Origin of the sequence: Acidovorax sp. sif0632 (assembly GCF_019218805.1) — a bacterium.
Classification (GTDB): domain Bacteria; phylum Pseudomonadota; class Gammaproteobacteria; order Burkholderiales; family Burkholderiaceae_C; genus Acidovorax; species Acidovorax facilis.
Window position 1 is genome coordinate 493721 of sequence record NZ_JAHUWW010000004.1, and the last position, 19735, is coordinate 513455.

The following is a 19735-nucleotide window of genomic DNA, read 5'->3' on the forward strand; positions in this document are numbered from 1 at the left end:
GCGCTGAAGAGCCAGAGCCATTGGGGGCTGTCGCCAAGCGTCCCTCTTCAGGAGAGTGAGCCCATGCTGCCACTGCAATGCTTTGCCTTCATATTCGCGCTGGCCTGCGTGCCCCCCGCTTGGGCGGGCATGGACAAGGAAGGCGCCAGCTCCCGCCCGGGATTTTTCTTTGCCTGGCTGTCGCCCGACGATGGACCGGTCTGGGCGCATTTTGATCAACCGGCGCACCTCCAGCAACTGGTGCAGCACTGCAACAAGGGTGCACCGGTTTTTGCGCTGCAGGCCGGCATCCGGTATCAGTGCAAGGCCGAACTGCCGCCGAGGTCTGCAGGACAGGAAGATCCGTATGCAGCAGGGCTGACCGTGCAAGGGCCGGTGCCCCAGGCAGACACCCGCCAGTACCGACTCTTCGCACTCACGCCGCCGCGCACGCCCCAATGGCTTGTTGGAACCCCCGACGCCGAACAGCTGGGCGCGCTAAAGTCTTTCTTGCAGTCGGACGACCGCAGGTTTGGCGCGTTGCACCGCCAGCTCAAGCTGGAATCGGCAATCACCATTCACCAGCCCCAGGGTGCACGCACCACCGTGGTGGTGCCTGGCCAAGTGGTGCGCGACCTGAATGCTTTTTACGAAGCTCAGCGGCACCATGTCTTTGTGCGCGGGACGGGCGGGTACGCCTACATGGGCCAGGTGCCCGGCAAGCTCGACAGCTATGTTGACATCGACGGCAACGACCTGCCGGGCCTCGTGGTGTCGGAGGGGTGCGATGGCTGGTGCATCTCGCTGTGGAGCCTGACGGGCGGGCTACGGCAGGTCGCAACGTTTGGCGGGCATTGAGATGCCTCGCGAACCGGCGCTGTGATTTTGCTAGGCCGCCGCAGAGCTTTGCACGGGATGTTGACGCGCGGTACCCCTCGGCGCTGATTCACCGGGTCGTACACACAGCGAAAGCCGATTTACACCGTATAAAAGTCTGCAGGCTTCCAGGCGTCCGCACCCGCGCGCATCTGTGACGCGGGGTACCACCAGAACCCGCCCATCGTGCGCTGCTCGTCGCCGCGCGCATCGTTCGTCCATTCCCACACATTCAGACAGCACAAAGCAGCAAGGAAACCATTGACATAATGGTCAATTTACATATCATGATATATATCTAGAAACAATAAAAATGATCAAAGACGTCGTCAAGGAACTCGGATTCCTCACGCTCGGCACCCGCTTCAAGCGCATTGGCGAGGCGCTGCAGGCGCAAACGCAGGCACTGCTCACCCAGCACGGCATCGACATGCCTGCAGCGCACTTCCCGCTGTTGGCGGCGCTGGATTGGCATGGTGCGCTGGGGGTGGGCGAGCTGAGCCAGGCCGTCGGCGTCAGCCAGCCGGTGGTCACGCGCTCCTTGAAAGGGCTGGAAGACAGCGGGCTGGTGCAGTCGGAGGCGGTGGAGGGTGACCGGCGTGTGCGCCGCGTGGCGCTTAGCTCGCAAGGCCAGGCACTTGTGCAGCGGGCGCAACGCGATGTCTGGCCCGTGCTGGAAGCCTCCGTAGCCCAGGTGTGTGCGTCGCTTGAAGGCCCCTTGCTGGACCAGTTGGAGGCGCTGGAGGCGGGGCTTGCGCGCACCTCGCTGCTGCAGCGCTCAGCTGCCACCATTGCCGCAGAGCACGCCACAGGCCGTCGCCAAAAAACTCCGCGTGCCCCAGGAAAGGAAACAGCACGATGACCACCACCAACCCCTTCGACCGGCCCGTCTGGGCATCGCTGACCTCCACTCCCGGCCTGGCAGAAGGTGGCGACTTGGCCAAGCGCTACCGGCGGGACGTCAACCTGTTTGCTTCGGCCCGGGATGACGCCGATGACGCCAGCCTTGCCGCGCTGGCCGGTCTGGTGGCCGAGGGGGAATCGGTCTTCGTGCTGCAAGCGCAGCCCATGCCGGTGCCCCAGGGGCTGCAGGCCCTTCGCCGCGCCGTGGGCGTGCAGATGCTGGCCGGGCGGGCTATTGCAGCCGAGCCCGGCGCGGAGGCCGTCGTCGTGCTGGGTGATGCCGATGCTGCCGCCATGCTGGCCCTGGCGCAGTTGACTGAGCCCGGCCCGTTCCTTGCGCGCACCCACACCATGGGCCGCTTTGTGGGCATCCGGTCCGAAGGTCTGCTGGTGGCCATGGCGGGTGAACGCATGCGTTTTGAAGGCGGCACCGAAGTGAGCGGCGTGTGTGTCCACCCCGAGTTTCGAGGGCGCGGTTATGCCCGCCGGCTTTCATCCGTGGTGGCCCACGCCATTCAACAGCGGGGGGACCAGCCTTTTTTGCATGCGTGGACCACGAATGAAGCCGCCATTGCCTTGTACGAAAGCCTGGGGTTTGAAATCCGCACGGAGGTGCAGGTGGCTGTCTTGGGAAAATAAGGCAGTAGACCGGCTGAGGACACGCCATCCCAGACCGCCGCATTTTATGCTGGCCATCTCAAGGGGCTAAGCGGACTTGGGATAATGAAATTCTGAAGAGTGAAAATAAAATGCGCCGAACCATTGATATTTTTTGCGGGATCAATTGAGTTAAGCAAAAATTAATCTGGCATGGCTAGCATGAAACCATCATTCCATTGGAGGCCTGTCGATGAACCATGCTGTGAGAAACGTCGCTGCGAGTGCGGTGGGAGCCTTGGCCTTGGCTGTGTCCGCGCTGGCCGCGGAGGCCGGCAAGCCGCCCGTCCAGTCGGCGGGGCCATCCAGTTTCAGCCGCGAGCGCACTGAAGATGTGTGTACGCGGGAGCCGCGAAGCCAGTGGTTGCCTGAGGCGGAAATGCGCCTGCTGGCGGAGTTTCGTGGCTACAAAATCGCCACGTTCAAAATCGCCAATGGCAGTTGCTACGAAATATACGGATTCAAGAGTGGCAATATGGTTGAGGCCTATTTCGATCCTGTCACGTCGAAACTCGTGCGGCAGAATATTGCCAAATAAAACCGCTGCAAAAAGGCCGGATGCTGTAGCGTAAAAAAACCCCGCACTCCGAAGAAGTGCGGGGGCAAATAGCTGTATGTCTGCCCTCCCACCAGTTAGGGCAGCAGCGGGATCAGGCCATCAGAAGTTGTGGCGCACACCCATCGCGAAGGAGCTGAAGTCGTTGCCCGCAGTGGCCACGCCGTAGCTGGCGTTGTGGTTGTTGTTGATGCGGGTGTAGTACGTGTAGATCTTGGTGCGCTTGCTCAGGTTGTAGTTGTAGCCCACGGTGTACTGGGTGGCGGCGCTGTCGGCCACGTTGGAGTACTTGCCGGCACGGCCCACGTTCAGGTGGAATTCCGACACGCCCATGATGTAGGCACCCGACAGGCGCACGTTGGTGCGGTTGCCGCCGTTGGCGAAGAACACGTTCTTGTCGCGCTGCACGTAGGCGCCCACCACGAAGGGGCCGGTCGAGTACGAAGCACGCACCGCGAACTGGTTCTGGTCGTCCAGCTTGGAGTAACCGGCGCCCAGGCCCAGCTTGCCGATCTCGTAGTTGGCAGCCAGGTCGAGGCTGTTCTTGCCGCCGGTGCCGCTGGCTTGCTCATGCATGGCCCAGCCGGCTTCGAACGTGGCGCCGCCCAGGCTGGGGGCGCGATAGGCGATCTTGTTTGCGTCGCGGGCAGGGTAGGCGTACAGCGCATCCGACGACGAACCGGTGTCGTGGTTGTGGTTGCTGATGAAGTCAGCGGTGGCGTAGTAGGACTCCGAAGTGAAGTTGCCCAGACGCAGCATGCCGAAGCCACCGGCAAGGTTCACTTCGCTCTGGCGGCCGAAGAAGGTGGAGCTTGTGGCGCCGGTGCTGGAGTCAAAGCCGCTTTCCAGCTGGAAGCCTGCCATCAAACCGCCGCCCAGGTCTTCCTGGCCCTTGAAGCCGAAGCGGGAGGAGTTGTTGAACAGGCCGGTCTTGGACACATTGCCTTCTTTTTGGTGCTCGAACGTGGTGTTGACCCGGCCGTACAGGGTGACGCTGCTCTGTGCAAAGGCAGCAGACGTACCCACCAGGGCCAGCGCGGCGAGGGCGCAGCGGTTAATCGTTTTCATTAGCAAGGTTTCCTTAAATCAAATTTTGTTTGATGACAAATAATCACCGGCCAAAAACGCACAGGGGTGATGCTTTCGGGCCGTCGCTACAAGCAAGTTTGATGCCTGTGGTGATGTGATCGTTGCACTTTGCAACGGAGGGGGATGCTAATGGCCTATTTGTATGTCCGCCACAGGGGTAAACACCTTTTACCCGTGGGGGTGTTGGTGCTGTGCAACAAAGTGGAACATTTTTCCTGGAGCGCCCCGGCTGGGCTCTCGGGCGCTTCGTCGAGGCCGATGGTGCAGGCCCGTGCGGGCGAGCACCGATGCGGCGCACGGGGGCTCTGTGGCGGCAGGCCCAGAACGCGGCGTGTGGGTGGTGTAAGCCTGATCGCGTGCAGTTCCGACGATCAAGTCGTGACAGGCTTCAGAGATTTTGGGACCAATCAAATGCTCGGATTGATATGGTGCCCATCAGGAACGATATTTCTGAGGTGGCTAGATAATCGCTTCTACCAGGGCGCGGGCCATGGCGGGTGCTGTTGAGTATTTGCCGGTGTCGACGGATATATAGTTTCCGAATCTTTGAATGCCATATTCCGAACGGGAGTGCAGTGTGGAATCTCGGTCCGAAAGCACACCTTGCCCGACAGCAAAGACCCATCCGCCTTGAATGGTGGAGCGCTCCGCTTGCTCGCGAATTTGCGCTACCCACGGTAACAAGGATTGGAGATGGTCGAAAATGGAGTTTGGCAAGTTCTCCAAGTTCTGGGCAGTCAAATGAGGCTCCGGTGGTGAAATATCGGAGCTGTCCACGCGCAAGCCATCGGAATACCAGGAGAGATAAAAATCCCGCCCATTGTAATTTTTGATGTCTCCGAAGGGGCCGGTGGCAATGACCACGCAAGGCGTATGAACCGGTTCTTTGGTGCGCAAGAACAGTGACTGGCGGTATCTGTGTGACCAAACTCCCGTGGGCTCCAGCCCAGCAGTCCGGTCTATGGCCAATCGGCCTTGCCACAGCGAGTTGATGACGTAGTCGAATGGTCCAAAGATGCCTTCGGAAGTTTCAATTTCCCACTTGCCGTCGATTCCATCTTTTGCGGGGCGCACCGCCGTGATGCGGGTTTTCATAAACTGCTGGATCGATGCTTCTGCGTCCATCGCAGGTATGAATCGTTCAGCCACCCAATTGGTGTCAACGGATCTCTCAGGAGTCCGAAAGCCCGCAACAATATCTGTCGATGAGGTCAATCCAGCCAGTTCAGAAGTGCTCAGCGGGTGAACCCGACTGCCAGACGCATCTGCCAAGTATTGCGCCGCATCTGGGTGATTGCGTACACGCTCGACGACCTTCTCCATGTACGTCTTCATTTCTGCTGCAGATGTCACGGATTTGCGGTGACACAGGTACAGATCATCTTCGGAAGTGATCGCTGGAGCGAGGGATGTGCCGACCAATTCCTCGATCAAGGGGCGAAATTTGAGCCCGCCGGGAATGACACGGTCCGCAGTGCTCAGGGACGGATCTGCGCTGTAGAGGCAGCCTAAGTGGATTTTCCCTTCATTCCATCGGCTCGCTGCGCTGAATGGTTGCTCTGCCATATCGAAGACAGATACTTCGATTCCTTTGCGGGCCAGAAATATCGCAGTCGAACAGCCCATGATTCCGGCGCCAAGGATGGCAATTCGGGAAGTCTTTCGCATTTATATCAGTTCCAGGTGGATATATATGACTCTGGATCATACGGTTCGCTGGCCAATACCAATAGCACGGAATTCGAGACGAGGTAAGTCTGGCGGCACCACACGCCTGCGCCCAAAAGGAGGCCTGGCCCCGCTGGGGTGAGCGCCGTAGTGGCTTCTTCGTCCCCCTTTCTGAGCAAAAGGTCGATTTTCCCTTGCAGGCAAACCAACAGTTGTTCCCCACTGTGGTGGCCATGCTCCCCCCGGATGGAGCCGGCGGGGACGCCTGTTACGGTGAATACGCGGCGTGGCATGAACGGAAGGCGGTCGAAGTCGAGCGGTAGCAGGTCGCCACGCTCGTCTGAATGAATGGGGAGATCAACCAGGCGAGCTCGCCCTCCAAACCAGCTCGAACAGGAAGCCGGGTCGGTGGTATTTATCACTTGCCCTCGCCGAGTCGATCAGGATTATTGTGGTAGAGCCATCTTGCCAAGGGACTGGCAAGCGTGAGCTTTTGCTCAGTGGTAAGGCCGGATATCCAGATTTCGCGCATTATGGCCGCGTAAACTTCATAGATCTGGTGCTTGGAAAACTGCCAGCTTCTCGATAAGCTTCCAGGCTTGTAATACTTGTAGCACAGGGTTTTGGGAACCCGTGCGAATTCTCCCAAAAGGCTCATATGGAACAGCCATGGCCAGTCTGCCGAAAATTCTCCCGCATGGTGGGTTTTGAGGCCGTTGATTTGCCGAGCTTGACCGAGGCGAAATAACCCTCGGTTGGGCACCCACCATTTATTTTTTCCACTCATCATGAGAACACCCCGCTGAACCGGGTCACAAACGCCTTCAAGTTCGGTGAATACCCAGTGTTCTTCCGTTCCGTTGGTGTTTGTCAGGTGAACGTCTGAATAACTCATGACGACCTCTGGCCGTGCGTCAAGCACTTCTGCCAGCAGCGTGATGTAGTCAGGGTTCAGGATGTCATCATGAAATGCAAAAAGTACGTAATCAGCTTCGGCCTGATTGAGCAAAAAGTTGCAGTTGCCCACATACCCTAGCCGCTGCGATTGGCGGATTACTCGGAAACGAGCATCTTTCTGAGCATGGGCGATGCAAATCTCATAGGTCGAATCATTGCACTCATCGACAGAGACGATGACTTCCAGGTGTGGGTAAGTCTGGGCTGAGAGAGAGTCGAGGGTTGCTTGAATGAACGCCGAAGACTGCCACGCCGGAACCAGCGCGGCCACTTTGGAGGGCTTTGAATGGGGTTGCATGGGTTGGGTGAAGTGAACGCCAACGCCCAGTGTAGTGGGACTGAACAGGTGGGCGGTGCGGTAACCCGCCCACCTCCACTTCACGCCTGCTGTGTGCATGAATGCCGAGGCAGAGTGGGGGCTAAGTTGGGGCACCCCACGGCGTACTCTCAGTGCGCTTGGGGCGCCCCTTCCAGTCGTCAGAACCGGTACGTCGAAGTCAGCGTGTACGTCCGCGCCTGCCCATAGAAACAATCCCCTCGCGCCAGGCACTGCGTGATGTGCACCTTGTCCGCCAGGTTCACCACGTTGAAGGCCACGCGCCAGTCGCCGGCGTCATACGCCACCATGGCGTCGGCCAGCGTGGCGGCCGGGGTGCTGATGGCGCTGGTGCCGCTCCACTGCGAGCCGGTGTAGCGCACGCCCGCGCCCACCGTCCAGCCACCACGGCCTTCGCTGGCGAAGCGGTGGCTCAACCAGGCGGATGCGGTGTGGCGCGGGGTGCTGGCAACGGGCTGGCCCTGGTCGCCGGTGTTGCTGCGGCTGATCTTGGCGTCGGTAAAGGCGTAGCCGACCGTGAAGTCCCAGTTGCGCGCCAGGCTGGCCTGCACTTCGGCCTCAAAACCTTTGACCTTGACCTCGCCGATCTGAAGGCTGTTGAGCGGGTTGCCCGGGTCGGTGGTCTTGCGGTTCTTTTCGCGCAGCTGGTAAACGGCGGCGAAGGCGTTGATGCCCTGGCCAGGCGGCTGCCATTTCACACCGGCCTCCCACTGCTCGCCGCGCTGGGGCTTGAAGGGGGTGCCGTAGGCATTGGCGCCGCCCAGCGGCTGGAAGGACTCGGAGTAGCCCGCATACGGTGCCCATCCACCATCCATCTGGTAGGTGACGCCCGCGCGTTTGCTCCAGGCCTTGTCGTCGGCTGCAGCGGCGGGTCGGCCTTCGGTGTCGCTCTTGGCGTTGTCGTGGCGCAGGCCCAGCGTGGCGGTCCAGCGGCCCCACTTGATCTGGTCCTGGGCGTAGAAGCCCAGCTGGCGCTGCTCGACGCTGGGCACGCGTGCCAGGGCCGATGCCGACGGCGCCGTGAAGTTGCCGTACACGGGGTTGTACACATCGATGGCCGGTGCCACGGCGCGCCAGCTTTGCTGGCCCCAATGGTTGCGCTGCACATCGAGGCCACCCAGCACGGTGTGCTCGGTTTCACCCCAGCGCAGCTTGCCTTCGACCTGCGTATCTACCAGCAGCATGCGCGCGTTGCCCAGCGTCCACGAGGCGTCGCGCAGCACGGTGCGGTTGTCGGCGTTGAACACGGGGCGCGCGGGGCGGCCCAGTGCGGCATTGGCGGCAAAGCTGGTGTACAGCGTGCGGTAGTCCACGTCGCTCACACTGCGGCGCAGGTTCTGGCGCACAGTCCAGGCGCTGTCGATCTGGTGGCTGAACAGGTAGCCCCAGGAGGTGCTTTCGGAGTTGTAGCGGTCCCAGCCGGGTTCGCTGATGAAGGTGTTGGTCGGGATCTGCCCGTAGCGGTTGGGCAGCTGCGTGCCCTGCCAGGGGAAGAAGCCGATGAGCGAACCGCTCTTGTCCTTCTGGTGCGTGAGCTGCAGCGTGAGCGAGGTGGCGGCGCTGGGCTTCCAGGTGACGGTGGGGGCGATCACTACGCGGTCGTCGCGCACATGGTCCACCTGCGTGTCGCTGTCGCGGCCCACGGCCACCAGACGGTAGAGCCATTCGCCATCCTGCGTGAGCTTGCCGGTCATGTCGGCGGCGATCTGCTTGCGTGCGTTGCTGCCCAGCTGCACTTGCACTTCGCGCTGCGTTTCGGCTTGCGGGCGCTTGCTGGTGAGGTTGAGCACACCGCCCACGCTGCCCTGGCCATACAGCACCGACGAGGGGCCGCGCAGAAACTCGACACGCTCCAGCGTGTAGGGGTCGGGCCGGGTGTCGTTCCAGTAGCCGATGAAGCGCACCATGCCATCGAGGTACTGCGTCACGTCACCGCCGCGCGCCTTGAAGGTGTCCTGACGGCTGTCGAAATAGTTGGACACGGCCCCCGCCGTGTACGCCGTCACCTGGCGCAGCGTCTGCACGCCCTGGGCCTCCATCTGGTCGCGGGTGATCACGCTGATGGCCTGCGGGGTTTCGATGAGCGGGGTGTCGGTCTTCGTGGCGCTGAGGGCGCGCTTGGCCACAAAGCCGGTGACGGGTGCGGTGGGGTTCTCCTGCTCGGCGCCCGCACTCACGGTGACGGGGGCCAGGGCTTTCTCTGCAGCGGGCGCCGTGGGTGCGGTGGGTGTGGCCTGCTGCGCATGGGCGGCGCCGCACAGGGCGAGCAGGGCCGCGTGCGCGATGGCGGTGCGGCAAACGGTGATGCCAGATTGCATGGTGCTGTTTCTCCGATGGTTTAAAAAATAGGGGGCGGGCCCGAAGGCCAGGCACGGCGCGTGGCGCGCCTGGAGTGCCAGGAGCGCTTGGCTTTCGGGGCTGGCGATGGGACAGGCGCAGCCTTGGCGCCTGTCTTCAGAACGTGTAGTCCAGCGACACCTGCAGGCTGCGCGGCGTGCCGGGCACCACGGCGCCAAAACCGGCGGCGGTGGTGGTGCCGTCGATGTAGTAGCGGCGGTTGCCCGCGTTCTTCAGGTTGGCCTGCAGCCGCACGCCGCCTGCAAACTGGTAGCCCACGGCCAGGTCCACCACGGTGTAGCCGGGCAGGCGCCACCTGTTGTCGTTGGCGGTGAACTTGTCGCCCTGGTGCACAAGGCCGCCGCCCACCCACAAACCGGGCAGCTGGGGCAGGCGGTACTGTGTCCACAGCGATGCGTTGCGGCGCGTGGCCAGCGCAACGCGGTTGCCTACGTTGGCACCGGCCGTGGTGTTGGCCAGCACCTTGGGGTCGTGGAAGCTGGCGTTGGCCGTCACCGTCCAGCCGGGCGTGATGCGGCCCTGCAGCTCCAGCTCGATGCCCCTGATGCGCTGGCGCGCGGTAAGCACCGAGTAGCCGGGGTGCGCCGGGTCGGTGGCGGGGGCGTTGGTCAGTTCCAGGTCAAACGCCGACACGGTGGTCATCAGGCGCTGGTTCAGCCATTCCTGCTTCCAGCCCACCTCCAGCTGCTTGCCCTCTGAGGGCGGGGCCGATTGCGCCCCCCACACCAGCGTGCCCGAGTTGGCCTGGAACGAGCGCGCATGGCTCGCGTAGAGCATGCTGCCCGGGCGGGGCTCCCAGCTGATCGCCGCGCTCGGCTGTGTCTTGCTCACGTCGGTGACGGGCGTGGTGTAGGCGTCTTTGAAGCGGTCGTGGCGCAGGCCCAGCAGCAGGCCGAAATCGCCCAGCACAATCCGGTCTTGCACAAACACACCGGTGTTGCGGGCGTCGGAGGAGAGCTTGCCCACGCCGGTGGAGGCCACGGGTGGCACCAGGCCTGCAACGGGGTTGTAGAGGTCGATGGCGCCCAGGTTGCCTGTGGTGCGCGCGCCATAGAAGCCCGCAATGGCGCGCCAGTCCAGGCCTGCCAGAACCGTGTGCTTGACCGCGCCGGTCTGCAGCTGCGCGCGCAGTTCGGCCAGAGCCGTGTCCGACGTGTATTTTTGCCCCGGCGCCATCCAGTAGCCGCGCGCCACGCGGCCGTTGGTCACCGGGCCCATGGGCGACACGATGTTCACGTTGCGAAAGGTTTCGTTGCGCGACAGGTGCACGCGGCCTTCCAGCTGGTCCGAAAAGCGGTGCTGCAGCTCGGTGGAGTAAAAGCGCAGATGGCCATCGGTTTTCAACCAGGGCTCGCCGTAGAACGCGCCCACCGGCAGCACGTCCGCGCTGCGTGGATTCTTGGGGTCGGGCACGGCCAAACCGGAGGTAGAAGTGCCGTCGATGCTTTGGGTCTCGGCCTGCGCGCGCCAGACGGTGTCGGACGTGACCTGCCACTCCAGGCTGCCTGCAATGCCTTGCTTGCGCGGGGTGTTGCCATCCACAAAACTGCCGCCCCGGCTGGCGCCACCGTCCAGGCGGTAGCGCAGCGTGCCATCGGTGTTGAGCGGGCCAGTCAGGTCGAACTCGGCACTGCGCCAGCCGTGGCTGCCGGCGCCGATCTTCACGGTGCGCAGCGGATCGGCCTGGGGCCGCTTGCTCACGTAGTTGACGAGGCCGCCAGGCGCGACCTGGCCAAACTCCAGCGCGGCCGGGCCTTTGATGACTTCCACACGCTCGATGTTGAACAGCGGTGGGTCCAGCAGGTGGATGAACTTGGCGCCGTCGCGCAAGAAGTTGTAGGTATTGTTGGCCCACAGCCCCCGGATGGAGAACTGCGAGTACGAGCCGTAGTACTCGCTGCGCGAGGACACGCCCGAGGCATTGCGCAGCACATCGCGCTCGGTGGTGGCCATCTGCTGCTCCAGAAGCGCGTTGTCGATCACGCTGACCGAGCGCGGCGTTTCCAGCACCGACAGGCCCAGGCGCGAGCTGCTTTGCGCGCGCCGTGCGGGCGTGGCGGCTTCGCCTGCCGTGGAGTCGATGACATCGACCTGGCGCAAGGAGGGGGCGGCTGCTGGAGCGTCGGAGGGTATAGGTGCGGGTGCTGTGCTGTTCTGCGCGAACGCGGTGCCGCACACAGCCAGCAGTGCGGCTTGCGCCACCGCGGTGCGCAAGAGATTGGGGTGAATCATGGCGCTATCGAAGTAATAGCTGTCGGCGCTTTTACGTAAAGCGCTACAGCCCATTTTTAGTGATATGAATGCCAGCCGCCCGAGCGTGCCAAGGCAGTACCACGCGCCCCGAGAGGGCGGTGGTTTGTGCGGCTAGCAAATCGGCGGTGGCGGCAGCCGGGGCTCAGTGGGCCTTGGGCGGCTCGGGCAGGGCAGGCGACGCCATGCCGTCGGCCAGCACAAAGGTGAGCGTGGTCACGTAGCTGGCTTCGCCGTACTTCTCGCCTTGCACTTCGCCGGGGGTCTTGTCGCTGTGCTTTACCTCGGCCACGTACTGGCCCTTCCAGGGGGTGACGAAGGTCACCGTGCCGTCTTCACCGGCCTCGGCCTCGCGCGTCCAGCCCGACGGGGCGGCCAGCTGCACCTTGGCCTTGGGCAGCGGCGCGCCCTTGTAGACCACCTTCAGCTCGCCGGGCTTGCCGGTGGGCACCAGGTCCAGCGGCGCGGTGGGTGCCACGGGCTTGGCCAGGCTGGCCACCCAGCGGGCCGAGGGCTGCCAGATCATGGCAGGCAGGTTGCGCTTGCTGCGGTCGATCAGCGGGTAGCTGGCGGCGGCGAACAGCGTGTCGGGCGTGCCCGTGGTGGTGTAGACAAAAGCGTCTTTGGCGAGCTGGCCTTCCACGCGCTGTGCGGCGGCACCTGCGCGTTGTTGTTCCAGTGCAGGCACACCCTTGAACTGGTCCAGCCGGCCGGGCGAGGTCTCGCGCAGGTTCTCGTTGAACTCGCCAAAGTGCAGGCGCGCCTGGCCGCCAGCGTTTTCGAGCCAGACCTGGTGGGCATGGACGGAGGGCACCGCGGTGAGGGCGGCGCAGGCCAGCAGGGTGGACAGCAGCGGGGCTTGGAGGCGTTGGTTCGAGGACATGGACGTTTTCCTTTCAGTGGTTTAGTGACAGCAAAAACAGCGGAGCGCAGTGCTCCACACCCCCGGCGCTACAGGGGAAAAATACTCATTTTTTGATAGCTGCCTGCGCTTGTTGGATAAGCGCTGGGTGGCTTTTTGACCCTGAAACGGGTCTTGGCAGTGCCTGTGTGGCGCGGGTTGCCGCTTTAGAAGTCCACGCTCACGCTCAGCGACAAGGTGCGCGGCGCACCCACCACCAGGTAGCCCGAGCCGGGGTAGCCGCCGACTGAGGCCCAGTAATTGCGGTTGGTCAGGTTGTCGATGCGCGCGCGCAGCGTAACGAGCTTGCCTTGCACTTCCGTCATATAGCGGGCACCCACGTCGAGCCGGTTCCAGCCGGGCACGCGCAGGGTGTTGGTGGCGTTGGCATAACTGGCGCCGGTGTGCACCCAGCGGCCGTCCACGGCCAGGCCCGGCACGCCGGGCACGTCCCATTCCGCCCCCAGGTTGGCTTGCAGCTTGGGCACACCGATGACGCGCTGGCCGTCGGTGGCGGGAGCGCCGGTGGTCAGCTGCTTGGCATCCAGCCAGGTCAGGCCGCCCAGCAGGCGCAGGCCCTTGGTGGCCTCGCCTTGCACGGCCAGCTCGATGCCCTGGTGGCGGTCCTTGCCGCTGGTGCTGAAGAGGTTGGCCGTGTTCAAAAACGCACGCGGCTTGGTGGTGGAGAACAGCGCCACGCTGCCGCCCACGCGGCCGGCGTCAAACTTGATGCCCACTTCCTTTTGTTTGGAGACATACGGCGCCAGCATCTCGCCACGGTTGGTCGCCGTGCTGGGCGCGGTCTGGCCCTGGCTCAGGCCTTCCACATAGTTGGCATACACCGACAGGCCCTTGTCCACCTTGTAGACAGCCGCCAGCAGCGGGCTGGTGCGGCTCTGGTCGTAGCGGTCGGTCTGCAGCGCGGTGCCGTAGTCGTAATTGGCGATCTCCATCTTCTGGTGGCGCAAGCCCACGGTGAAGAGCATGCGGTTGTCCATGAACGCCATCGTGTCACCCAGCGCAAAGCTGGACAGGCGCGTGCTGCCGGTGCGCAGGGGATTGGCCAGGTCGCCGCCCAACAGGGCGTTGGCGCTGAAGCCGGGCAGGTTGGTGGCTATGGGGTTGTAAAGAATGGTGGCGTGCGTGTTGCGCCAATCCATGGCGTAGGCGTTCTTCTTTTCGAAGTCGTAGTGCGACGCCACCGCCACCCATTCATGCCCCACGCTGCCGGTCTGCAGCTTGCCGCGCAGGCCCAGCTCGCCGGTGTTCACACTGTCCTTGCGGGTGTTGTCAAAGCGGTAGGTGGTGGCGGCTCCGCTGGCGGCGTTGGTCACCGTGAGGTTGGCCAGTGAATTGGCTTCTTCGCCACGGCGCGCGCCCGCCGCAGCCCAGGCCGTGGTGCTGGGCGACAGGTCCCACTCGCCACGCAGCGTGCCGAACACATCGCGCTCGTTGGAGTAGCTCCAGGGCTGGGCAAAGTTGGTCTGGTTGTCGGGCACGCTCGGCACCGTGGTCACAGCGCTGCCCAGCGTGACGTTGGTGCGGGTGTTCTTGAGCTTGTGGTCTTGCCAGCCGATGTCGCCCGACAGGCGCACATCGCGGCTGCGCCAGTCCAGGCCCACGGCCAGCAGGCCGAGCTGCACGTCTTCGTGGTCCACCGCCGTGCCGCCATTGCGGGCAGCAGCATTCACGCGGATGCCCGTATTGCCATCGGGCCCAAAGCGCCGGGCAATGTCGGCCGCCACCTGCGTCTGGCCGCCGCTGGCCACGCCAAAGGTCACGCGGTTCAAGGGTTCGTTGGGCGCGCGCTTGGGCAGCAGGTTGATGCTGCCGCCCAGGCCGCCGCCGTTGGGGCTGGCGCCGTTCAAAAAGGCCGATGCACCGCGCAGCACCTCCACACGCTCGAACAGTTCGGTGGCAATGTATTGGCGCGGCAGCAGGCTGTACAGGCCGTTGTAGGCCGTGTCATCCGAATCGAGGATGAACCCCCGAATGAAGAACGCCTCCTGAAAATTGCCAAAGCCACGTGCAACGCGCACCGTGGGGTCGTTCTGCAGCACATCGCCCACGCTGCGGGCATGGCGGTCCTGGATCAGTTCGTTGGTGTAGCTGGTGATGGAAAACGGCGTGTCCATCGCGTCCTTGGTGCCCAGGATGCCCGCACGGCCCCCACGGGCCACCTGGCCGCCGGGGTAGGCGGGCGACAGGCCTTGCGCCGATGCGTCGGCGCTGGCGTTGACGGTGACGGTGGAAAGGGTTTTGCCGTCGGGCTCGGTGCCGCTGGCCGTCGCTTGCGCCCAAGCGGCAGGCGCGCCCAGTGTGAAGAGCAGGGCGGCGGCCAGTGCGGCTGGGGTCAGGGCAGGGCGGCGAGGGGAATGGGGATTGCGCATGGCGTGGTGAAGGTGCGGGGAATGTTCAGAGTGGCGTGGCGTTGGCGTTGGTGCCCGCTTCGTCGGCATCGGTGTGGGGTTTGTCATGGGCGCGTTGCGCAGTGGCCTTTGGCGTGGTGCGCGGCCAGCAGGTCCAGCCCATCACCGCCACCGGAATGCCCAGACCCACCCACGACCACCAGTCGCCCCAGGTGTCGGACACCAATGCCGTGATGAGGCCGGTGGTGGTCAGCACACCCATCACGAGGGGCCAGCCCCACAGCGACCAGAAAGGGCTCGCCTTCATGCGCGGCCCTCCGTGCTTGGCAGCGCGCCGCCAGTGCGTGCGGCAGCCGTTGGCGGCAGGCCGGTGTGGCCGTGCACGGTGGCGGCCGCCGTGGCGGTGCTGGTACTGGCGTTGCCCGCCTGCGCACCTTTGCGCAACCACAGGTACAACCCGCTGCCCAGCACCACGATGGTGGCAATGTCGAGCAGCGCCCAGAGGATCTTCATCGGCATGCCGCCGTAGTCGCCAAAGTGCAGCGGCTGCGAGACCAGCAGCGCAGTCAGGTACCACGGCAGCTGGGGCGCGGCAGTGACCTGCGCCGTGCGCGCATCCACCAGCACGGGCTTGAGCAGGCGCGAGGTGAGCGGCTCGTTGCCACGCAGAAAAAACGTGTTGTGATGCGGGCTGGAGAACGCCGTGCCCGGGAACGCAATGAACGACAGCTTGGTGCCCGGCGCCTGGGCCTGCGCCACCTCCAGCGCTTGCTGCAGCGGCCCGCGCTCTGCGGCGGGCACGATGGGCTGGCCCTCATAGGGCTTGAGCAGCACCGACAACTGGTCGTACTGCCAGTACTTGATGAGCAGATCGGCCCACGTGTTGATCATGCCCGTGCCGCCCACCACAAACGCCCACACCAGCGTGACGATGCCCAGCAGGTTGTGCAGGTCCAGCCACTTCACGCGGGTCGAGCGATCACGCCGCACCTCGCCAAACGCGAGCTTGCGCATGAACGGCGCATACAGCACCACCCCCGTGACGATGGCCACCAGCAGCAGCAAGCCCATGAAGCCCAGAAACAGCTTGCCCGGCAGCCCCGCAAACAGGTCCACATGCAGCTTGAACATCACGTACATGAAGCCCTCGTCAAACCGTGGCTGCGCCAGCACCTGGCCCGTGCGCGCATCCACCGCCACGGAGCGGAAATCGTCCGTGGGCGCCGGTGTGGGCGTGAGCGTGACGAACCACACGTTGTCATCGTCCTCCGCGTGCGACGCGAACTGCACCACACGATCCGGGTGCAGCGCATGCGCAGTGGCCAGCACCTTGTCGAGGCTGGCGCGTGGCGTGTTGGCGGGCATCGCAGGCGCCTCTACCTCGGTGCCCAGCAGGTGGCCAATTTCGTGGTGAAAGATCAGCGGCAGGCCGGTGATGCACAGCAGCAGCATGAAGACGGTGCACACCAGGCTGGACCACTTGTGGGTCCAGCTCCAGCGGCGCAGGGCGGTGGGGCTCAGCATGGTGTGGAGGTGGGTTGGCAGGGGCTGGGCTGGCGCACACCCGCCTCGCCGGCACCCGGAGCGGGCATGGCGGCAACAGAGAGGGGGCAGAGGAAGGAGTGGTTCAAGCCAGACAACCCGAAAACATCGAAGGACGGTGGGTGCTGGCTGCAGCCTTAGAGCAGGTCTAAGGGGGAGGCTGTGGCTTGCGTGTACCTAATTTTACATTGCAAATAGGAATTGTTTGTATTTGTGGCGATGTTGTGATTCAGGCAGTTGCGAAAACCGCAAGTAGATGGTGCAGAAAAGTGATTCGCGAGGCTGGATGAACCCTCTGCAGAGCTGGCGGTCGGTGGCCTCTGCGCAAGGGCTAAAGTGCTACGTCCTGCCAGAACCATGCACCAGACATTTCCGCCTAATTTCCTGTGGAGCCATGCACCGAAACGAAACTTCACGACCGGAGCTTGAACGGCGGCTTGTGGCCATGGTGCGCTCTTCAAGCCACTTGATGGCAGCGCTATTGGCAGCCCGTTCTCTTGGATTGGACTCTTGGTGCATTGGCGCTGGCGCCGTGCGGTCTCTGGTGTGGGATGCTCTCCATGGCTTTGAAACCCCCTCGGTGCTTGAGGACGTCGATGTCGTCCACTTTGACCGCAAAGCTCTCGGCCCGGAGCAAGATGCATATCTCGAAAACCGCCTCCGCGCGATCATGCCGACGGTGCAGTGGGAAGTCACCAACCAAGCCACGGTGCATCAATGGTTCGTCAGCAACCTGGGGCAGGTGGTGCATCCTCTTGGGTCCCTCGAAGAAGGCGTGGCAACCTGGCCAGAGTTCGCGACCTGTGTTGGTGTCTACCTGACCGATGACGAATCGATAGGTGTTGTTGCCCCCCACGGGCTAGACGATCTGTTTGCGCTTCGCGTGCGGCACAAACCGATCAGAGCGTGTTTCACCGTCTACCGGCAACGCGTGAAATCGAAGCGGTTTAGCGAACGATGGCCGCTGCTTTAGATAGACGCATGTTGAAGCTGAGCCCCAAAGTTGGCCCAAGCACGGAACTTGGCTGCAGCCCCAGCTGGACGCCGTTTTCAGGATGGCTCCATGTCAAAATATTCCACTCCGTCGAGCTTGTCTCGCAAGTTCTGCGGGATACGGCGAGCTAGCCGTCACAACGAGCACTGGAGGCCCAACTTGGACCTGATCGTCCGTCAAGCACTTGCAGGCGATGCTCCTGCCGCACGCCAATGCGTCGTAGAGGCCTTCAGCCCTTATATCGCTAGGATCGGCAGGCCTCCAGCGCCGATGCTGCTCGACTTCAACGCACACACCCAGGACGGTCATGTCTGGGTCGCGCAGTACGAGAACGCGATCGTCGGCGCGCTCGTTCAGTACGAAACAACAGAGGGCTTCTACATCGACACAGTAGCCACCGTCCCTCATCTGCGCGGCCACGGGGTCGGCAGGGAGTTGCTCATGTTTGCAGAGCACGAGGCGCTGCGTCGCGGCTTCGACAGCTTGTACCTGTGCACGAATTCCAAGATGGTTGAGAACCAGGCCCTCTACACGAAGATCGGCTACGTCGAGTACGAGCGCAAGCATATGACGGGCTACGACAGAATCTTCTACCGAAAAGCACTTCAAGCTTCCAAAGGGAGGCCCCCGGCTGGGCCGGGGAAAGTTTGACTTTTCAGGGGGGTGTCCACCGTAGAGACTTTCGATCGTGAGCCGCCAAGCAAACGAAAGAACGCACACGGTGGACAGGGATGAAAGCGGTTCACATATCGAATGCGCTCGGCTTCGCCGGGGAATGGTTCCCTAAGTGTCGCCGGACACATTTTTACTGCCACAGGTGAGTAAGCAGATGATTGAAGCCCCGACTCCGGACGACTTGCAAAAGATTGCTCTGTCCCTGGTTCATGCCCGGCAAGCTATCGTGGATATTCTTCATGCTGAACTCGATGGATCAAAGCGCGACCTTGACCTGATTCAGCGAGCGCTCGACTCCGGCGTTATTGATGCAGAGGCGGAATACACCATTCACGCCCTTGGCATAGCCTTTGGAAAAGTCTTCGTTAACGCCGAGCCAGACTACGACTGGTGGATGATTGACGATGAATATGGTCGAGACCCGGCCGTCCGGTATCTGCAGTCAAGCTTGACTTTTCATCCGCAGGACATGCTCATTAAACGGATTGAGCGGGGCGAGAAGGTGGACGTCACAGAACTCTATGAAGGTTTGCGTTCGCAACTTCAAGAAATCATCGAGGGTGGTGTGGACGGTGCCTGACAAGCTCGACAAGCTTGATTGTCATGGGCGCCCCCTCCAACAACGGCTGCGTCGACGAGACTCCATACTTCCCATCGTGGCGCTTGGTGCCGTACCCTGCAACTGCGCGCATCGTTCGGGGCGGGGACGCCACTCTCATTCGTTAAGTGGCACCAAGCCAGTCCTAGCGCATATCAATGTCGAAACCACGCTTGCTCCTCGTTTTTTGGCTAGGTCTCTCTGTGTGCGCTGGAGTTTTCCTGTGGCAAGGGCATCCCGAAGGTCTGCTCCGTTGGCTGCTTCTCGCAATGTTTGCTCCACCGGCCTACCTCCTGCTCAGCGCGGCCGGGGATCTACTGGGGTTTGTCTACTCCCGTTTGCCAGGTCTCCGCCACGCTAATGAGTTTGTTGAGCAAAAAACCAAGCAGCGGTCGATCTCGGGGCTTCGCGTACTGTGGTACCTCATTTCTACGCTTGCTGCCGTTGCATTAGTAGCTGCAGTCGCATGTGTCGTCCGCGCGCATTCCTAAGCAAAAAGCGAATGTCGCAAAATAATCCATCGGTCTGGTCACGCCTCTCATCTCCTTTCAACAAACCTTGAATCGCATGGGTTGCATCATTCATTTCGTGGGCCGCGAGGCAGATGTGGAAAGCCTTGTCACGCTGAGTCCGGTTGAGCCGTGCCGCGTTTGGTGGCGCGGTGTGCCGCGCAGTTCCCGGCCGAATAGTCGGCCTGCAGTGACTTCTGGGCTGACCTTGGTGGTGAGTGACGCTGAGTTTGAAGACCTCGAGCAGCAACAGGCCGATGCAATCCAGTTTCTCCGTGCCCATTCAAGCATCTTGAAGAACATGAGCGAAGTCGCAGGCGTGGAGCACGCGACTTTGGACTTTGGGATCGCTATGCGCGATGTGGTCGTACAGTCTGACCATTTTCCCGCCGACCTGATTGCGGCGCTGGCGGTCGCTGGCTGCGGCATGGAGTTAACTCAGTTTCCGACGGGACGCAAGGCGAAGAACCTCAAACGCTATCGCAAGGCGCTGCGTTCCGGTCAGCTTCGACGTTAA

Annotated in this window: 18 protein-coding genes; 8 read left to right on the forward strand and 10 right to left on the reverse strand. The window is 62.7% G+C overall.

Features of this window, described 5'->3' with window-relative positions; translation table 11 throughout:
• The first annotated feature begins 63 nt into the window (after window positions 1-63).
• The 4 genes from KW832_RS15920 (at window position 64) to KW832_RS15935 (ending at window position 2953) form a co-directional block, all read left to right on the forward strand.
• Complete coding sequence (locus tag KW832_RS15920; RefSeq protein ID WP_218300636.1) at window positions 64-837, forward strand: hypothetical protein; 774 nt, start codon at window positions 64-66, stop codon at window positions 835-837.
• A gap of 331 nt (window positions 838-1168) precedes the next feature.
• Window positions 1169-1717: a MarR family winged helix-turn-helix transcriptional regulator gene (locus tag KW832_RS15925; protein WP_218300637.1), complete on the forward strand. Its 549-nt coding sequence runs from the start codon at window positions 1169-1171 to the stop codon at window positions 1715-1717.
• Window positions 1714-2397 (forward strand): GNAT family N-acetyltransferase, encoded by a 684-nt coding sequence (locus KW832_RS15930; RefSeq protein WP_218300638.1) that lies wholly within the window; start codon window positions 1714-1716, stop codon window positions 2395-2397. The genes KW832_RS15925 and KW832_RS15930 overlap by 4 nt, the downstream gene beginning before the upstream one ends.
• 211 nt (window positions 2398-2608) lie before the next feature.
• Window positions 2609-2953 (forward strand): PepSY domain-containing protein, encoded by a 345-nt coding sequence (locus KW832_RS15935; RefSeq protein ID WP_218300639.1) that lies wholly within the window; start codon window positions 2609-2611, stop codon window positions 2951-2953.
• Between the two features lie 120 nt (window positions 2954-3073).
• Here KW832_RS15935 and KW832_RS15940 read toward each other — a convergent pair whose 3' ends face one another.
• The 10 genes from KW832_RS15940 to KW832_RS15985 form a co-directional block, all read right to left on the reverse strand.
• Window positions 3074-4039, reverse strand: coding sequence for a porin (locus KW832_RS15940; RefSeq protein ID WP_055399553.1), 966 nt, complete (start codon window positions 4037-4039; stop codon window positions 3074-3076).
• A 480-nt stretch (window positions 4040-4519) separates the two neighbouring features.
• Window positions 4520-5728 (reverse strand): FAD-binding oxidoreductase, encoded by a 1209-nt coding sequence (locus tag KW832_RS15945; protein ID WP_218300640.1) that lies wholly within the window; start codon window positions 5726-5728, stop codon window positions 4520-4522.
• Between the two features lie 5 nt (window positions 5729-5733).
• Window positions 5734-6150, reverse strand: a complete 417-nt coding sequence (locus tag KW832_RS25925) for an FdtA/QdtA family cupin domain-containing protein (RefSeq protein ID WP_218300641.1) — start codon at window positions 6148-6150, stop codon at window positions 5734-5736.
• Window positions 6147-6983: a glycosyltransferase family A protein gene (locus KW832_RS15955; protein WP_218300642.1), complete on the reverse strand. Its 837-nt coding sequence runs from the start codon at window positions 6981-6983 to the stop codon at window positions 6147-6149. The genes KW832_RS25925 and KW832_RS15955 overlap by 4 nt, the downstream gene beginning before the upstream one ends.
• A gap of 179 nt (window positions 6984-7162) precedes the next feature.
• Window positions 7163-9340 carry a TonB-dependent siderophore receptor gene (locus tag KW832_RS15960; RefSeq protein WP_218300643.1) on the reverse strand — a complete coding sequence of 726 codons (2178 nt, stop codon included), beginning with the start codon at window positions 9338-9340 and terminating at the stop codon, window positions 7163-7165.
• Between the two features lie 136 nt (window positions 9341-9476).
• A complete protein-coding gene (locus KW832_RS15965) occupies window positions 9477-11612 on the reverse strand; it encodes a TonB-dependent siderophore receptor (RefSeq protein ID WP_218300644.1) in 2136 nt (711 codons plus the stop codon).
• Between the two features lie 163 nt (window positions 11613-11775).
• Complete coding sequence (locus KW832_RS15970) at window positions 11776-12513, reverse strand: DUF4198 domain-containing protein (RefSeq protein ID WP_218300645.1); 738 nt, start codon at window positions 12511-12513, stop codon at window positions 11776-11778.
• Between the two features lie 185 nt (window positions 12514-12698).
• On the reverse strand, window positions 12699-14921 hold the full coding sequence (locus KW832_RS15975) for a TonB-dependent siderophore receptor (protein ID WP_218300646.1): 2223 nt from the start codon (window positions 14919-14921) through the stop codon (window positions 12699-12701).
• A 25-nt stretch (window positions 14922-14946) separates the two neighbouring features.
• Window positions 14947-15207, reverse strand: coding sequence for a hypothetical protein (locus KW832_RS15980; protein WP_218300647.1), 261 nt, complete (start codon window positions 15205-15207; stop codon window positions 14947-14949).
• The gene (locus tag KW832_RS15985) at window positions 15204-16424 is read right to left on the reverse strand and encodes a PepSY-associated TM helix domain-containing protein (RefSeq protein WP_218300648.1); all 1221 of its coding nucleotides are present in this window, start codon (window positions 16422-16424) and stop codon (window positions 15204-15206) included. The genes KW832_RS15980 and KW832_RS15985 overlap by 4 nt, the downstream gene beginning before the upstream one ends.
• Before the next feature lie 412 nt (window positions 16425-16836).
• Here KW832_RS15985 and KW832_RS15990 point away from each other — a divergent pair, with 412 nt between their 5' ends.
• From KW832_RS15990 to KW832_RS16005, 4 genes are all read left to right on the forward strand, one after another.
• Window positions 16837-17415 (forward strand): nucleotidyltransferase family protein, encoded by a 579-nt coding sequence (locus KW832_RS15990; RefSeq protein ID WP_255577768.1) that lies wholly within the window; start codon window positions 16837-16839, stop codon window positions 17413-17415.
• A gap of 180 nt (window positions 17416-17595) precedes the next feature.
• Window positions 17596-18087: a GNAT family N-acetyltransferase gene (locus KW832_RS15995; protein ID WP_228899523.1), complete on the forward strand. Its 492-nt coding sequence runs from the start codon at window positions 17596-17598 to the stop codon at window positions 18085-18087.
• A 178-nt stretch (window positions 18088-18265) separates the two neighbouring features.
• The gene (locus KW832_RS16000) at window positions 18266-18691 is read left to right on the forward strand and encodes a DUF3806 domain-containing protein (protein ID WP_218300650.1); all 426 of its coding nucleotides are present in this window, start codon (window positions 18266-18268) and stop codon (window positions 18689-18691) included.
• 576 nt (window positions 18692-19267) lie between these two features.
• Complete coding sequence (locus KW832_RS16005; protein ID WP_218300651.1) at window positions 19268-19735, forward strand: hypothetical protein; 468 nt, start codon at window positions 19268-19270, stop codon at window positions 19733-19735.